The sequence below is a fragment of the Streptomyces sp. NPDC059866 genome, assembly GCF_042731325.1.
Lineage (GTDB): Bacteria > Actinomycetota > Actinomycetes > Streptomycetales > Streptomycetaceae > Streptomyces > Streptomyces flavusporus.
On the sequence record NZ_JBHWJT010000012.1, the window covers coordinates 161197 to 175022 of the forward strand.

Here is a 13826-nt window from a genome sequence, read left to right on the forward strand (position 1 = left end):
GCGGTCCTCCCGACGTATGCGATGACGGGAGGACCGTAGGGCAGGAATGTGATCTGCGCTACACCCTGAGCGCTACTCCTGTGGACGCTTCAACCTCGCCACGAACTTGTAGCGGTCGCCGCGATACACCGACCGCACCCACTCCACCGGCTTCCCGTCCCGGTCCAGCGAGTGCCGGGACAGCATCAGCATGGGCAGCCCCACGTCGGTGCCGAGCAGTCCCGCCTCCCGCGGAGTCGCCAGCGACGTCTCGATGGTCTCCTCGGCCTCCGCGAGATGGACGTCGTACACCTCGGCGAGGGCGGTGTAGAGGGACGTGTACTTGACGAGGCTGCGGCGCAGCGCCGGAAAGCGCTTCGCGCTCAGGTGGGTCGTCTCGATGGCCATCGGCTCGCCGTTGGCCATGCGCAGCCGCTCGATGCGCAGCACGCGTCCGCCGGGGGAGATGTCGAGGAGGCCGGCGAGGGTGTCGTCCGCGGTGATGTAGCCGATGTCCAGCAGCTGTGAGGTCGGCTCCAGGCCCTGCGCGCGCATGTCCTCGGTGTACGAGGTGAGTTGCAGCGCCTGGGACACCTTCGGCTTGGCGACGAACGTGCCCTTGCCCTGGATGCGCTCCAGCCGGCCCTCGACCACCAGCTCCTGCAGCGCCTGCCGCACGGTGGTGCGGGAGGTGTCGAACTCCGCGGCCAGGGTGCGCTCGGGCGGGACCGGTGTGCCGGGCGGCAGTGTCTCCGTCATGTCGAGCAGGTGCTTCTTCAGGCGGTAGTACTTGGGCACGCGCGCCGTACGGACGGGCGCCCCGTTCTCGTTCTCCGCACTGCTGACGTCAGTGCTCATGCTCCGCCTTCCCGGCTCCTGTACCGACACGACGGACGTCCGTCGGTCACGGCTCACATCGTGGCACGGCTGCGCGCGAGAGGTTCCCCGCACGTTCCGTGATCCCCTTGTATACCGTCGACGCCTCCGTTGGTCTAGTCCACCACGTCCAAGTGGTCTACCCGAAGTGTGCCGCGTGGAGTCGCTGTTTTCGACGGGTTCTTACTTAAAGGTTCCTGCATATGTAGGTCCCATAACGGCTGGTCGGGCCCTACACGAGACCCTTGACACGCCCTATGGTCTGGGCCAAGCTCCCCGTACTGGTCTACACCATTGGTCCAGGTCCCGGCCCCAGGGCGGTACGTCAGTCACCGCGGGGACGAGGGGGGTTTGTGGCATCCCTGAGGAGGGTGGCGTGAAGCGCAAGCTGATATCCGCGATCGGTGTCGCGGCAATGATGGTCTCCATTGCGGCGTGCGGGGGCGACAACGGCGACGAGGGCAAGACCGGAGCGGACGGCTACGCGGGCCAGACGCTCACCGTGTGGGTGATGGACGGCTCCTCGCCCGACCAGTGGCAGAAGGACGTCGCCGCGGCCTTCGAGAAGAAGACCAAGGCGAAGGTCAAGTTCGAGGTCCAGCAGTGGAACGGCATCCAGCAGAAGCTGACCACCGCCCTGTCCGAGGAGAACCCGCCGGACGTCTTCGAGATCGGCAACACCCAGACCCCGGCCTACGCCAAGACCGGCGGCCTCGCCGACCTCGCCGACCTCAAGTCGGAGATCGGCGCCGACTGGACCGAGGCCCTGAACAACTCCTCGGTCTACGAGGGCAAGCAGTACGCGGCGCCGTGGTACTTCGCCAACCGCGTCGTCATGTACAACAAGAAGGTCTGGGCCGACGCCGGCATCAAGGACACGCCCAAGACCCGCGACGAGTTCTACGACGCCCTGAAGACCATCGGCGACAAGACCGACGCCGAGCCGATCTACCTGCCCGGCCAGAACTGGTACCACTTCGTCGGCCTCGTCGTCGGCGAGGGCGGTGAACTGGTCAAGAAGGAAGGCGACAAGTACGTCTCCAACCTCGACGACCCGAAGGTCGCCGCCGCCATGGAGACGTACAAGAAGTTCCAGGCCCTCTCCAAGGCGCCCAAGGACAAGGACGAGGCCACCCCGCAGCAGGGCGAGGTCTTCGCCAAGGGCAACGTCGGCGCCGTCATCGCGATGGGCTGGGAGGCCGGCATCGCGGTCGAGGCCAACCCCAAGATCGAGAAGGAGATCGGCTACTTCACCATCCCCGGTGACACGGCCGACAAGCCCGAGGGCGTCTTCCTCGGTGGCTCCAACCTCGCGGTCGCCGCGGGCAGCGAGAAGCAGGAGCTCGCCCAGGAGTTCCTGAAGATCGCCCTGTCGGACAAGTACGAGGGCCAGCTGGCCAAGCTCAACGGCGTCATCCCGAACAAGGAGTCGCTCCAGTCCAACCTGGCGGGCAACGCCCCCGCCGAGGCAGCCGCGCCGGCCGCCGCGGGCGGTGGCACCACGCCGCTGATCCCGGAGTGGGCCGCCGTCGAGAACGCGCCCAACCCGATCAAGACCTACATGACCGCCGTCCTCAACGGCAAGTCCCCGGCCGAGGCCGCGGCGCAGGTCGAGGACGAGTTCAACAAGCGGCTGTCACAGGAGAGCTGAGCGCCGGTGCTCATGCCGGGGCGGGGGCCGCGCGTGCGCCGTACGGCCCCCGTTCCCGCTCCTGCTCCCGCTGACGGGACACCGTAGGTCGAGAAGAGAGATCGCGAGCATGACCGTGCAGACCGAACGGCCGCCCTCCGGTCCGGTCGATGTCCACAAGCCGGACGACCGGGAACCCCGCAGGCCTCCGCAGCGCGGCGGCGCCCTCGCCCCGTATCTGTTGCTGCTGCCGGCCTGCGTGGCCACCGTGCTGCTGCTGGGCTGGCCGCTGCTGAAGGACGTACTGCTGTCGTTCCAGAACCTCAACATGGCGCAGCTGATCCAGCACGTCACCGAGTGGAACGGAATCGACAACTACAAGGAGACCCTCACCGGAGGGGACTTCTGGCGGGTCACCCTGCGCTCGATCCTGTTCACGGCGGTGAACGTCGTCCTGATCATGATCTTCGGCGCCCTGATCGGCCTGTTGCTCGCCCGCCTGGGCAAGCGGATGCGGGTCACGCTGATGATCGGGCTGGTGCTGGCCTGGGCGATGCCCGTGGTCGCCGCGACCACCGTCTACCAGTGGCTGTTCGCCCAGCGCTTCGGCGTCGTCAACTGGGTGCTCGACAAGCTCGGCTGGCACTCCATGGCCGACTACAGCTGGACCAGCAGCCAGATGTCGACGTTCTTCGTCGTCACCGTGCTGATCGTCTGGATGTCGATCCCCTTCGTCGCGCTCAACCTCTACGCCGCGACCACCACCATCCCGGACGAGCTCTACGAGGCCGCCGCCCTCGACGGGGCCGGTGCCTGGCGGAGCTTCACCACCGTCACGTTCCCGTTCCTGCGTCCGTTCCTCTACGCCACCACGTTCCTGGAGATCATCTGGGTCTTCAAGGCGTTCGTGCAGGTCTACGCCTTCAACGGTGGCGGCCCCGACCGGCTGACGGAGATCCTGCCCGTCTACGCCTACATCGAGGGCGTCGGCAACCAGCACTACGGCAGGGGCGCGGCGATCGCCGTCCTGACCATCCTGATCCTGCTCGCTCTGACCGCGTACTACCTGCGGATCGTGCTCAAGCAAGAGGAGGACGAGCTGTGAAGCGCTCGCTCTTCGGCCGCCTGTGGCCCAACGTCACGGCCGTCGTGCTGTTCATCGGTTTCGTCTTCCCCGTGTACTGGATGTTCGCGACGGCGTTCAAGCCGACCGGCGACATCATCTCGGAGGACCCGGTCTGGTTCCCCACCGATGCCACCTTCGAGCACTTCAAGACCGCGACCGACGCCGACAACTTCTGGACGTTCGTCACCAACTCGCTGGTCGTCACGGTGCTCGCGGTCGTCTTCTCGCTGCTCATCGCGCTCGCCGGGGCCTTCGCCCTGGCCCGTATGCGGTTCAAGGGACGGCGCGGCTTCATCGTCGGCTTCATGATGGCGCAGATGGCGCCGTGGGAAGTCATGGTCATCGCGATCTACATGATCGTGCGGGACGCGTCGATGCTGAACAGCCTGGTTCCGCTGACGCTCTTCTACACGATGATGATCCTGCCCTTCACCATCCTGACGCTGCGCGGCTTCGTCGCCGCAGTGCCCCGGGAGCTGGAGGAGTCGGCGATGGTCGACGGCTGCACCCGCGGCCAGGCCTTCCGCAAGGTCATCTTCCCGCTGCTCGCGCCCGGCCTGATGGCCACCTCGATGTTCGGCTTCATCACCGCCTGGAACGAGCTCCCGCTCGTCCTGGTCGTCAACAAGGAGGCCGAGGCGCAGACGCTGCCGCTGTGGCTCACCAGCTTCCAGAGCGTCTTCGGCAACGACTGGGGCGCGACCATGGCCGCCTCGTCCCTCTTCGCCATCCCGATCCTGATCCTCTTCGTCTTCCTGCAGCGCAAGGCCGTCAGTGGTCTGACCGCCGGCGCCGTGAAGGGATAACGCCCTCCATGACGACATTCGCCAGCGATACCGACACGCTCACCCGTGACGCGCTGACGGTCCTCCAGCCCGGCTTCACCGGCACCGCGGCCCCCGACTGGCTGCTGCGCCGCATCGGCGAGGGCCTCGCCTCCGTCGGTCTGTTCGGCCGCAACATCGCATCGCCCGAGCAACTCGCCGCCCTGACCGCCCAGTTGCGCGCCGAACGCGACGACGTCCTGGTCGCCGTCGACGAGGAGGGCGGCGACGTCACCCGCCTGGAGGTCCGTACCGGCTCCTCCTTCCCCGGCAACCACGCCCTCGGCGCGGTGGACGACGTGGACCTGACGACGGAGGTGGCTGCCGAGCTCGGACGCCGACTGGCAGCCTGCGGGGTCAACTTCAACTGGGCCCCGTCGGCGGACGTCAACTCCAACCCCGGCAACCCGGTCATCGGGGTCCGCTCCTTCGGCGCCGACCCCGCCCTGGTCGCCCGGCACACCGCCGCCTACGTCACCGGCCTGCAGTCCGCCGGCGTCGCCGCCTGCACCAAGCACTTCCCCGGCCACGGCGACACGGCCGTCGACTCCCACCACGCCCTGCCCCGCATCGACGCGGACGCCACCGTGCTCGGCGACCGCGAACTGGCCCCGTTCCGCGCCGCCATAGCCGCCGGTACGAAGGCGGTGATGAGCGCCCACATCCTGGTCCCGGCCCTGGACCCGGACCGCCCGGCAACCCTGTCGGGCACGGTCCTGACGGACCTGCTGCGCCGCGACCTCGGCTACGACGGCCTGATCGTCACCGACGGCATGGAAATGCGGGCCATCTCGGGCACGTACGGCATCGAACGCGGCAGCGTCCTCGCCGTCGCGGCCGGCGCCGACGCGATCTGCGTGGGCGGCGGCCTGGCCGACGACGAGACGGTACGGCGGTTGCGCGACGCCCTGGTGGCGGGGGTGCGCGCCGGTGAACTCCCCGAGGAGCGGCTCGCGGACGCGGCGGAACGAGTGCGCAAACTGGCGCGGTGGACGGCGACGTCGGCCGCGAAGGCGGACGGTGCCGACAGCGAGGTGGGCCTGCGTGCGGCCCGCCGCGCGCTGAAGGTGACCGGCGCGGGCCCCTTCACCCCGCTCACCGCGCCCCCCTATGTCGCCGCCCTCACCCCCGTCGCCAACATCGCTGTCGGCGACGAGACCCCCTGGGGCGTGACCGCGGAGCTGGCGGCTCTGCTGCCCGGCACCGAGGCCGGCACCTTCGCGGGGGAGGAGGCGGGACCCGCGGCCCTCGAGGCAGCCGGCCCCCGCCGCATCGTGGCCGTCGTCCGCGACGAACACCGCCACCCGTGGATGGCAGCTGCCCTCGACACCCTCCTCACGGCACGCCCCGACACGATCGTGGTCGAGATGGGCGTCCCCCAGGCGGCTCCCCGAGGCGCCCTCCACATAGCCACCCACGGCGCATCCCGCGCAAGCGGCCGAGCAGCGGCGGAACTCATCGCGGGCACGTAGCGCGCAGCTGCGGGCAGTCGTGCCTCCCCCAGTGCCTTAAGGGCCTGGGAGGTGCCCCCAGGGGCGGCACGGGTGGGCGCAGCGGCACCCCGCCGGCGCGGGGCGAGCGAACCCCCGCCCACACCGGCCGACCCGTACCAAAAGGTGCCGGCCCCCCATCACTGGGGCGGCCGGCACCTTCACGTGTTCCAGTTCGACAGCGTCAGATCCCCTGCCACTCCGGCTTGTTGGCATACGTATGCCGAAAATAGTCGGCGAGCTTCAACTTGGACGCAGCCCCCTCGTCGACGACAACCGTCGCATGCGGATGAAGCTGAAGCGCAGAGGCCGGGCACACCGCGGCCACCGGCCCCTCGACCGTCGCGGTGACCGCGTCCGCCTTGCCCTCGCCGGTCGCGAGCAGCACCAGGTGCCGCGCCTCCAGAATCGTCCCAATGCCCTGCGTGATGACGTGATGCGGCACCTGGTCGATGTCGCCGTCGAAGAAGCGGGCGTTGTCGATCCGGGTCTGCTCGGTCAGCGTCTTGATCCGGGTGCGCGAGGCGAGCGACGAGCAGGGCTCGTTGAACCCGATGTGCCCGTCGGTGCCGATCCCGAGCAGTTGGAGGTCCACCCCGCCGGCCTCGCCCAGCGCCCTGTCGTACGCCGCACAGGCCCCCGGCACGTCCTCGGCCGTACCGTCCGGTCCCATGAACGCGCCCATCCCGATGCCGAGCGGCTCCAGCACCTCGCGTCGCAGCACCGAGCGGTACGACTCCGGATGCTCGGCCGGCAGCCCCACGTACTCGTCGAGCTGCGCGATCCGCGCCCGCGAGACGTCGGCGGCGCCGGAGCGCACCTTGGCCGCCAGCGCCTGGTAGACGGGCAGCGGGGTCGAGCCGGTGGCCACGCCGAGCAGGGCGTCGGGCTTGCGCCTGAGCAGCTGCGCCATGGCCTCGGCGATCAGCTCGCCGCCCGCCTCGGCGTCGGGAACGATGACAACTTCCACGCTGGGCCTGCCGATCTGGAGAGGACGCGAAGGGCACCCGAAAGGGTAGGTGGTTTAGACCAATCTAGCAGGGCTCGGCCTCCCGTCCCAGGTGTGTACGAGCCCACCGGCCGGCCCGGCACGACAACTGCCCCACAGACGCGTATCGCCCCGCCGCAGGGCCGACCCGACGGACCTGAGCAGGCGCCGCCCGGCGCCGGGGAGTGGAATGGGAACGTCAGCAGAGAGCCGTCAGGACAGAGCGGCCAGGACAACGGCAGGGCGAAAAGCGGAGGACCCCATGACCGCCACGACCCCGTACCCTCACGACCCCCACGCGCCCCACACCGATGTCCCGGGCCGGATCATGGCCCGCGAGATGGCCCAACAGCCCGCCGTACTCAGGCGGATCCTGGACGAGGGCGCCCCGGCCATCCGCCAGGTGGCCCGGGAGATCGCCGCCCGAACACCCCGTTTCGTCCTGCTCTCCGCCCGTGGCACCTCCGACAACGCCGCGCTGTACGCCAAGTACCTTCTCGAGATCCGCCTGGGCCTGCCCTGTGGTCTCAGCTCGATGTCCACCACGACGGCCTACGGCGCCCGCCCCGACCTCACCGACGTCCTCCTCGTCACCGTCAGCCAGTCCGGCGGCTCCCCGGACCTCGTGGCCTCCACCCGCGCCGCCCGCGAGGCGGGCGCGATCACCCTCGCGGTGACCAACAACCCGGACTCCGCGCTGGCCGGCGTCTCCGAGTACCACATCGACATCCTGGCCGGACCCGAGAGAGCGCTCCCCGCCACCAAGACCTACACCGCCTCCCTCCTCGCGCTCTATCTCTTCGTCGAGGGCCTGCGCGGCGGCGACGGCGCCCCCGCGAAGGTGCTGCCGGACCTCGCCGCACAGCTGCTCGCCCGGCAGGACGAGGTCCGCGCCCTCGCCGCCCGCTACCGCTTCGCCGAGCGCATGGTGATCACCTCGCGCGGCTACGGCTATCCCACGGCCAAGGAGGCCGCCCTCAAGCTGATGGAGACCAGCTACATCCCCGCCCTCTCCTATTCCGGCGCCGACCTGCTGCACGGCCCCCTCGCCATGGTCGACAACGTCTCCCCGGTCATCGCGGTCGTGACCGACGGCAAGGGAGGGGAGGCCCTCCAGCCCGTCCTCGACCGATTGCGCGGCCGGGGCGCCGATCTGTGCGTCATCGGCCCCCGAAGCCAGGTCGAGCGCGCCGCAGTGGGCTTCGTCCTGCCCACCGACGGTGTGGCCGAGGAGGTCCAGCCCGTCCTGGAGATCATCCCCCTCCAACTCCTGGCCTACGAGATCACCATCGCCCGCGGCCAGGACCCGGACGCCCCGCGCGCCCTGGCGAAGGTGACGGAGACCCGGTGAGGGCGGCCCGCTGAACGGCTCGCCCGCCACACGGGCGCGAGGATCCAGGGCATGTCACAACAGGCGCGCAACGGCGCGAGCCGGGCGGAACCGGAAGCGCTCGCGGAAATTGCCATGGCCATCTGGCCCCGCAGCTGAGCCAAGCGGGTTAGGCTTCGAAGCGCCAACACCACACAGCCTTCAACAACAACTGCCCCGCTCCATGGACACGCACAGTGGTCTAGTCCACAATGGGCAGGGGTCCACCATGCGCTGGGGACCAGAAAAAGCCTCCGTCTTCCCCGCACAGGAAGGCGGATCGAGGGACCGGAGCTCTCTGCCCTGACTGCCCCGGCTCCTCATCTTCGGCCGACCGGGACCGCACACCCCGCGGCCGATGTTGCTCCGGGCTGCGGTGCCGGGAGGGTTGAGGGTCCCTCTCAGGCGCCGCGGCCCGCGGGTGTTTCACGGCCTCTTGCGGACTCCGGGCGCTTTTAGGACCTGCACAAACCCCCAGGTACGCTCGCAACGTGCCCTCCATGAACGAACTGGTCCGCCAGCACACCGCCCTCGACGACTCCGACCTCGAGTGGCTCCATCTGCTGGTCTCGGAGTGGCAGCTGCTCTCCGACCTCTCCTTCGCCGACCTCGTCCTGTGGGTCCCCACCCGCGACGGCACCCGCTATGTCTCCGTCGCCCAGATGCGGCCCAACACCGGCCCCACCTCCTACCAGGACGACATGGTCGGCCACCTCGTCCCGCGCGGCCGCCGCCCCATGCTGGACGCCGCGCTCGACGAGGGCCGCATCGTGCGCGAGGGCGACCCGGAGTGGCGCGAGGAGGTCCCGGTCCGGGTCGAGTCGATTCCGGTACGACGGGACGGCCGCGTCCTCGGCGTCATCGCCCGCAACACCAACCTCCTCACCGTCCGCACCCCGAGCCGCCTGGAGTTGACCTACCTCCAGAGCGCCTCGGACCTCGCCCAGATGATCGCGGCCGGCGCTTTCCCCTTCGCGAACCAGCAGGTCGACATGGACGCCTCGCCCCGCGTGGGCGACGGACTGATCCGGCTCGACGCGGACGGCATCGTCCAGTACGCCTCCCCGAACGCCCTCTCCGCCTACCACCGCATGGGCCTCGCCGCCGACCTCGTCGGCCATCACCTGGGCCGGACGACCGCCGAACTCGCCCCCTCCCGCGGGCCGGTGGACGAGGCGCTCGCCAAGGTGGCCAGCGGATGGGCGCCGCGCGAGTTCGAGATCGAGGCCAATGACGGCGTGATCCAGTTCCGCGCGATCCCGCTCAAGCCCAAGGGCACCCGCATCGGTTCGCTGGTCCTGCTCCGGGACGTCACCGAACTTCGGCGCCGAGAGCGGGAGTTGATCACCAAGGACGCGACCATCCGGGAGATCCACCACCGGGTGAAGAACAACCTCCAGACGGTGGCTGCCCTGCTGCGCCTCCAGGCCCGGCGTATCGAGTCCGAGCGGGGCCGCGCGGCCCTCGAAGAGGCGGTGCGGCGGGTCGGCTCGATCGCGATCGTGCACGAGACGCTCTCCCAGAACCTGGACGAGCGCGTGGAGTTCGACGAGATCGCCGACCGGGTGCTGGCGATGGTCGCCGAGATCTCACCGGGCAAGGTCGCAGGCCGGCGGACCGGCCGCTTCGGCATCCTCGACGCCGAGGTCGCGACCCCGCTGTCGATGGTGCTGACCGAGGTGCTGCAGAACGCCCTCGAGCACGGATTCCGCGAGGGCGACACCGGCACGGTCGAGGTCTCGGCCGTCCGCGGCGGTACGACGAAGGAGTCCCGCCTCCTGGTCACCGTCCAGGACGACGGGGTCGGCCTGCCCGAGGGCTTCGACCCGCACACCTCCGGCAACCTCGGCCTGCAGATCGTACGGACGCTGGTGGAGGGCGAGTTGGGCGGGACCTTCGACATGGTCCCGGCTCCGGAGCGCGGCACGCAGGTGATCCTGGACATCCCGGTGCGGGCGCAGAAGTGATCAGCACAGCGAAGCGATGAACACGGCGACGTGATCAACACAGCAAAAAGCCCCGGACCTTGTGGTCCGAGGCCAGTGCTCGTTGCTGCTGCTAAGCGCATCGGGGGTACTGCGCGCTGCGGCTCGGGGGCGGGAGTTACGTACTCGCTGTACGCGCCGCCAAGCTCAGGCTGTCAGCGGGGTGGGTGTGTCAGGCGGAGGCCTGACGGGCCCGGTTGCGGGCGGCGCGGCGCTTCATGGCGCGGCGCTCGTCCTCGCTGAGACCACCCCAGACGCCGGAGTCCTGACCGGACTCGAGCGCCCACTGCAGGCACTGCTCGATAACCGGGCAGCGACGGCAGACGGCCTTGGCTTCCTCGATCTGCAGCAGCGCAGGACCGGTGTTGCCGATGGGGAAGAAGAGCTCGGGGTCTTCCTCGCGGCAAACGGCGTTGTGACGCCAGTCCATGGCTGCTACCTCTCCTTGAATTACGTGCAGGTTGCTTGTGAATGTGAACGCTTTCACGAATCCCTCAACAAGTGAAGGGCCGACCGCCAGGTTCCCTGGCGTGGTCCTGTGGTTTGAAGAGGGGTTCCGGTGACCTGTGGAGGCTGGTGTTGCGGGCCGTCCCGATCGCCATGTAGAGACTCGCAAACCTCGGCGGCGGATACAACCCCTTCCGGAAAGTTTTTTTTGATTCCTCGGTGTCGACTAGGTCACAGCCGTACTTCCATGGGGTGGATCCTGGCCTAAACGTTCGAGTGAAAGGACTTTAGCCCCTTCTGCTCACACAATCACACGCAGTGCACGGCGTACGCCTGTGAACGTCACGCTCGTACGCAGTCCCAGGTGGTCGCCGTCCATCTGAAGGGGCAGCGGCGCCTTCGAATGCAAGGTGAACTCACTCAGGTCGTGCAGGGACACGGCGTGCTTGCCATGGGGTCCGCGCTCGGGGGACGAAGTGAGCAACTGGGTGCCATACCGGGCAACCGCGCCCGTGGACATACGGCTGAGGCCGAACACGTCGAGCCCGGTGTCGAACGAGGCCTTAGGCGACGCGTACATCGGGCGATTGCCGAGAAACGTCCAAGGGGTCGTGTTCGACGCTATGCACACGAGCAGATCCGTCACCGGATCCTCACCGGCCCGCTCCAGTGTGATCGTGCCCTTCCGCCGGCTGGGCTCGCCCAGCAGCTGGCGCATCACCTGGCGGACGTAGAGCGCGTGGGTCGACTTCTTGCCGCGCTCGCGCTGCTGCTCGACCCGCCCGACCACGCCCGCGTCGAAGCCGAGCCCGGCGTTGAAGGTGAACCAGCGGGACGGCACCGCCTCGTCCCCGGTGCCGGGCGGACCCGAGGTCAGCCCCAGTCCGACGGTCCGCTCGCTGCCCTGGCGCAGAGCGTCCAGCAGTGCGCCGGTGGCCTCGACGGCGTCGTTGGGCAGGCCCAGGGCGCGGGCGAAGACGTTGGTGGAACCGCCGGGGACCACGGCGAGGCCCGGCAGGTGGTCCGGGGCGGGGCCGGCGTGCAGGAGGCCGTTGACGACCTCGTTGACCGTGCCGTCGCCGCCGAGGGCCACGACGAGGTCGATGTCGTCGCTCTCCGCCGCCTGCCGGCCCAGGTCGCGCGCATGCCCGCGGTACTCGGTGGTGACCGCCTCCAGCTTCATCTCGCTGGCGAGTGCATGAATCAGGACATCGCGCGTACGTGCGCTTGTGGTGGTTGCCGCCGGATTGACCACGAGAAGTGCACGCATGACTGGCAGGGTACCTACTGGGGGGTACCGGGCCCAGACCGGAGGGGGGATCCAGCGGGAGATCGAGGCGTGAGCCTGGCCACGGCGGCTTCCTGCCGCAGCCGTGACTCCGCCTCGGGCGCCCGCGCCGGCGCGGGCGGCACGCCGCGGCCCTCGGCCTCCGCCCCCTCCTCGTCGCCCCCGAGCCTCCACGCGGGGCCCTCCGTGGCGAGGGCTACCCTTCAGGGGTGAGCTCTCCGCAGAACCCCGCGTCCGAAGCCGCCGAAGAGGCGGGTCCCCGTCCCGTCCGGCTGACCGCAGCCGCGGCGCTGACCGCGCTGGAGGGGCTGGCGCTGGTGGTCGGCGGTGCCTGGGTCGCCGTACTCGGGCTCACCGGGCACCCGGACGACCGGCAGCAGGCCGTGACCGGAGGCGTCACCCTGATCGTGCTCGCGCTGCTGCCGCTGCTCGCCGCCCGTGGTCTGCTGGGCCGGCGCAGCTGGAGCCGCGGCCCGGCACTGATCACACAGATCATCGCGCTGCCCGTGGCCTACAACCTGCTCCAGGCCGACAGCATGGCCATCCCGGCGGGCATCGCACTGGCGGTCGTCGCCGTAGCGGCGCTCGTCCTGCTGATCAACGCCGAGACGACCCGGGCCCTCGGGATCCGGGGGCCCGGCAACGCGCAGGACCAGAAGTAGCCGCTACTCCTCCACGAGCAGCTTCTCCCGCAGCTGCGCCAGCGTCCGTGCCAGCAGTCGCGACACGTGCATCTGCGAGATGCCGACCTCCTGCGCGATCTGCGACTGGGTCATGTTGCCGAAGAAGCGGAGCAGCAGGATTCGCTTCTCGCGGGGCGGAAGGTCCTCCAGAAGCGGCTTGAGCGACTCCCGGTACTCGACGCCCTCCAGCGCCTCGTCCTCCGCGCCGAGCGTGTCGGCGACGGCCGGAGACTCGTCGTCCGTGTCGGGGACGTCCAGGGACAGCGTGGAGTACGCGTTGGCGGACTCCAGGCCCTCCAGGACCTCCTCCTCCGAGATGGACAGCTTCTCGGCGAGCTCGTGGACCGTGGGGGAGCGGCCGTGCAGCTGCGAGAGCTCGGCCGTCGCGGTGGTCAGCGACAGTCGCAGCTCCTGCAGCCGGCGCGGGACGCGCACGGCCCAGCCCTTGTCGCGGAAGTGCCGCTTGATCTCGCCGACGACCGTCGGGGTCGCATACGTGGAGAACTCGACGCCGCGGTCCGGGTCGAAGCGGTCGACCGATTTGATCAGGCCGATGGTGGCGACCTGGGTGAGGTCGTCCAGCGGCTCGCCCCGGTTGCGGAAGCGGCGCGCGAGGTGCTCGACGAGCGGCAGGTGCATACGGACCAGCTGGTTGCGCAGTTCCGCGTACTCCGGGCTGCCCTCCTTCAGCTTGCGCAGCTCGACGAACATGGCGCGCGCCCCGCTGCGGTCCTGAGGATCGTGCTGCGTGGCCTGAGTGGCCTGCGCGCCCTGCGTGGCCGGCGCATCATGCTCGGAGTATCGCTCGTGCTCGCTCATCGTCCCGCCCGTCGCCCTTCCCCGAGCCCTCGCCTCCTCCCCCACTCTCGACTTTCCTCGAGTGGGGGGACCCCCATGGGCAGGGGGCACCCCGATCCGCCGTTCCAGAGGCGCGCTCTGCACGGCACCTTCCTGAGCCCGTTGCCCCTCGTCCGGGAAGCCGGCCTCCGCCGTGCCGTCGGAGTCGTCCTCCGGGTGCGGCCGGGCCTGCTCAGGGATGCCGTCGATGCCGTCCATGCGTCGGGAACCGCCCGGACTGCTGTCCTCGGCCGGCAGCTCCCGTGTGCTGCGCTCTTCGTCCCGCACCGGCCCGTCCCCGTCC

General features: G+C 69.7%; 12 protein-coding genes and 1 pseudogene. 8 read left to right on the forward strand and 5 right to left on the reverse strand.

Annotated elements, in window-relative coordinates; genetic code table 11:
* Positions 1–72 precede the first annotated feature (72 nt).
* Positions 73–837 (reverse strand): GntR family transcriptional regulator, encoded by a 765-nt coding sequence (locus ACFV7R_RS20170; RefSeq protein WP_129802225.1) that lies wholly within the window; start codon positions 835–837, stop codon positions 73–75.
* A gap of 394 nt (positions 838–1231) precedes the next feature.
* On the opposite strand from ACFV7R_RS20170, the gene ACFV7R_RS20175 reads away from it, so the two are divergent.
* The 4 genes from ACFV7R_RS20175 to ACFV7R_RS20190 all read left to right on the forward strand — a co-directional run bounded on the left by ACFV7R_RS20175 (position 1232) and on the right by ACFV7R_RS20190 (position 5907).
* The gene (locus ACFV7R_RS20175; RefSeq protein ID WP_385265071.1) at positions 1232–2506 is read left to right on the forward strand and encodes an extracellular solute-binding protein; all 1275 of its coding nucleotides are present in this window, start codon (positions 1232–1234) and stop codon (positions 2504–2506) included.
* 109 nt (positions 2507–2615) lie between these two features.
* A complete protein-coding gene (locus ACFV7R_RS20180) occupies positions 2616–3590 on the forward strand; it encodes a carbohydrate ABC transporter permease (RefSeq protein ID WP_129802223.1) in 975 nt (324 codons plus the stop codon).
* Positions 3587–4417 carry a carbohydrate ABC transporter permease gene (locus ACFV7R_RS20185; RefSeq protein ID WP_129802222.1) on the forward strand — a complete coding sequence of 277 codons (831 nt, stop codon included), beginning with the start codon at positions 3587–3589 and terminating at the stop codon, positions 4415–4417. Before ACFV7R_RS20180 ends, ACFV7R_RS20185 begins: the two co-directional genes overlap by 4 nt.
* An 8-nt stretch (positions 4418–4425) precedes the next feature.
* Positions 4426–5907, forward strand: coding sequence for a glycoside hydrolase family 3 protein (locus tag ACFV7R_RS20190; RefSeq protein WP_385265075.1), 1482 nt, complete (start codon positions 4426–4428; stop codon positions 5905–5907).
* A gap of 202 nt (positions 5908–6109) precedes the next feature.
* On the opposite strand, the gene nagB is transcribed toward ACFV7R_RS20190, so the two are convergent.
* Positions 6110–6895, reverse strand: a complete 786-nt coding sequence (gene nagB / locus ACFV7R_RS20195; protein WP_385265078.1) for a glucosamine-6-phosphate deaminase — start codon at positions 6893–6895, stop codon at positions 6110–6112.
* A gap of 280 nt (positions 6896–7175) precedes the next feature.
* Between nagB and ACFV7R_RS20200 the strand changes: the two genes are divergently transcribed.
* The 3 genes and pseudogenes from ACFV7R_RS20200 to ACFV7R_RS20210 all read left to right on the forward strand — a co-directional run bounded on the left by ACFV7R_RS20200 (position 7176) and on the right by ACFV7R_RS20210 (position 10249).
* Complete coding sequence (locus ACFV7R_RS20200; protein ID WP_385265081.1) at positions 7176–8264, forward strand: SIS domain-containing protein; 1089 nt, start codon at positions 7176–7178, stop codon at positions 8262–8264.
* Positions 8265–8402, forward strand: a pseudogene (locus tag ACFV7R_RS20205) (TetR/AcrR family transcriptional regulator); the annotation flags it as partial.
* Between the two features lie 380 nt (positions 8403–8782).
* Positions 8783–10249 (forward strand): sensor histidine kinase, encoded by a 1467-nt coding sequence (locus ACFV7R_RS20210; RefSeq protein WP_129802284.1) that lies wholly within the window; start codon positions 8783–8785, stop codon positions 10247–10249.
* A 190-nt stretch (positions 10250–10439) separates the two neighbouring features.
* Here ACFV7R_RS20210 and ACFV7R_RS20215 read toward each other — a convergent pair whose 3' ends face one another.
* Complete coding sequence (locus ACFV7R_RS20215) at positions 10440–10697, reverse strand: WhiB family transcriptional regulator (protein WP_003992873.1); 258 nt, start codon at positions 10695–10697, stop codon at positions 10440–10442.
* Between the two features lie 318 nt (positions 10698–11015).
* Positions 11016–11984 (reverse strand): diacylglycerol/lipid kinase family protein, encoded by a 969-nt coding sequence (locus tag ACFV7R_RS20220; RefSeq protein WP_385265084.1) that lies wholly within the window; start codon positions 11982–11984, stop codon positions 11016–11018.
* A gap of 227 nt (positions 11985–12211) precedes the next feature.
* Here ACFV7R_RS20220 and ACFV7R_RS20225 point away from each other — a divergent pair, with 227 nt between their 5' ends.
* Positions 12212–12664 (forward strand): hypothetical protein, encoded by a 453-nt coding sequence (locus ACFV7R_RS20225; RefSeq protein WP_129802217.1) that lies wholly within the window; start codon positions 12212–12214, stop codon positions 12662–12664.
* A 3-nt stretch (positions 12665–12667) separates the two neighbouring features.
* On the opposite strand, the gene ACFV7R_RS20230 is transcribed toward ACFV7R_RS20225, so the two are convergent.
* A complete protein-coding gene (locus tag ACFV7R_RS20230; protein ID WP_385265087.1) occupies positions 12668–13810 on the reverse strand; it encodes an RNA polymerase sigma factor SigF in 1143 nt (380 codons plus the stop codon).
* Positions 13811–13826 lie beyond the last annotated feature (16 nt).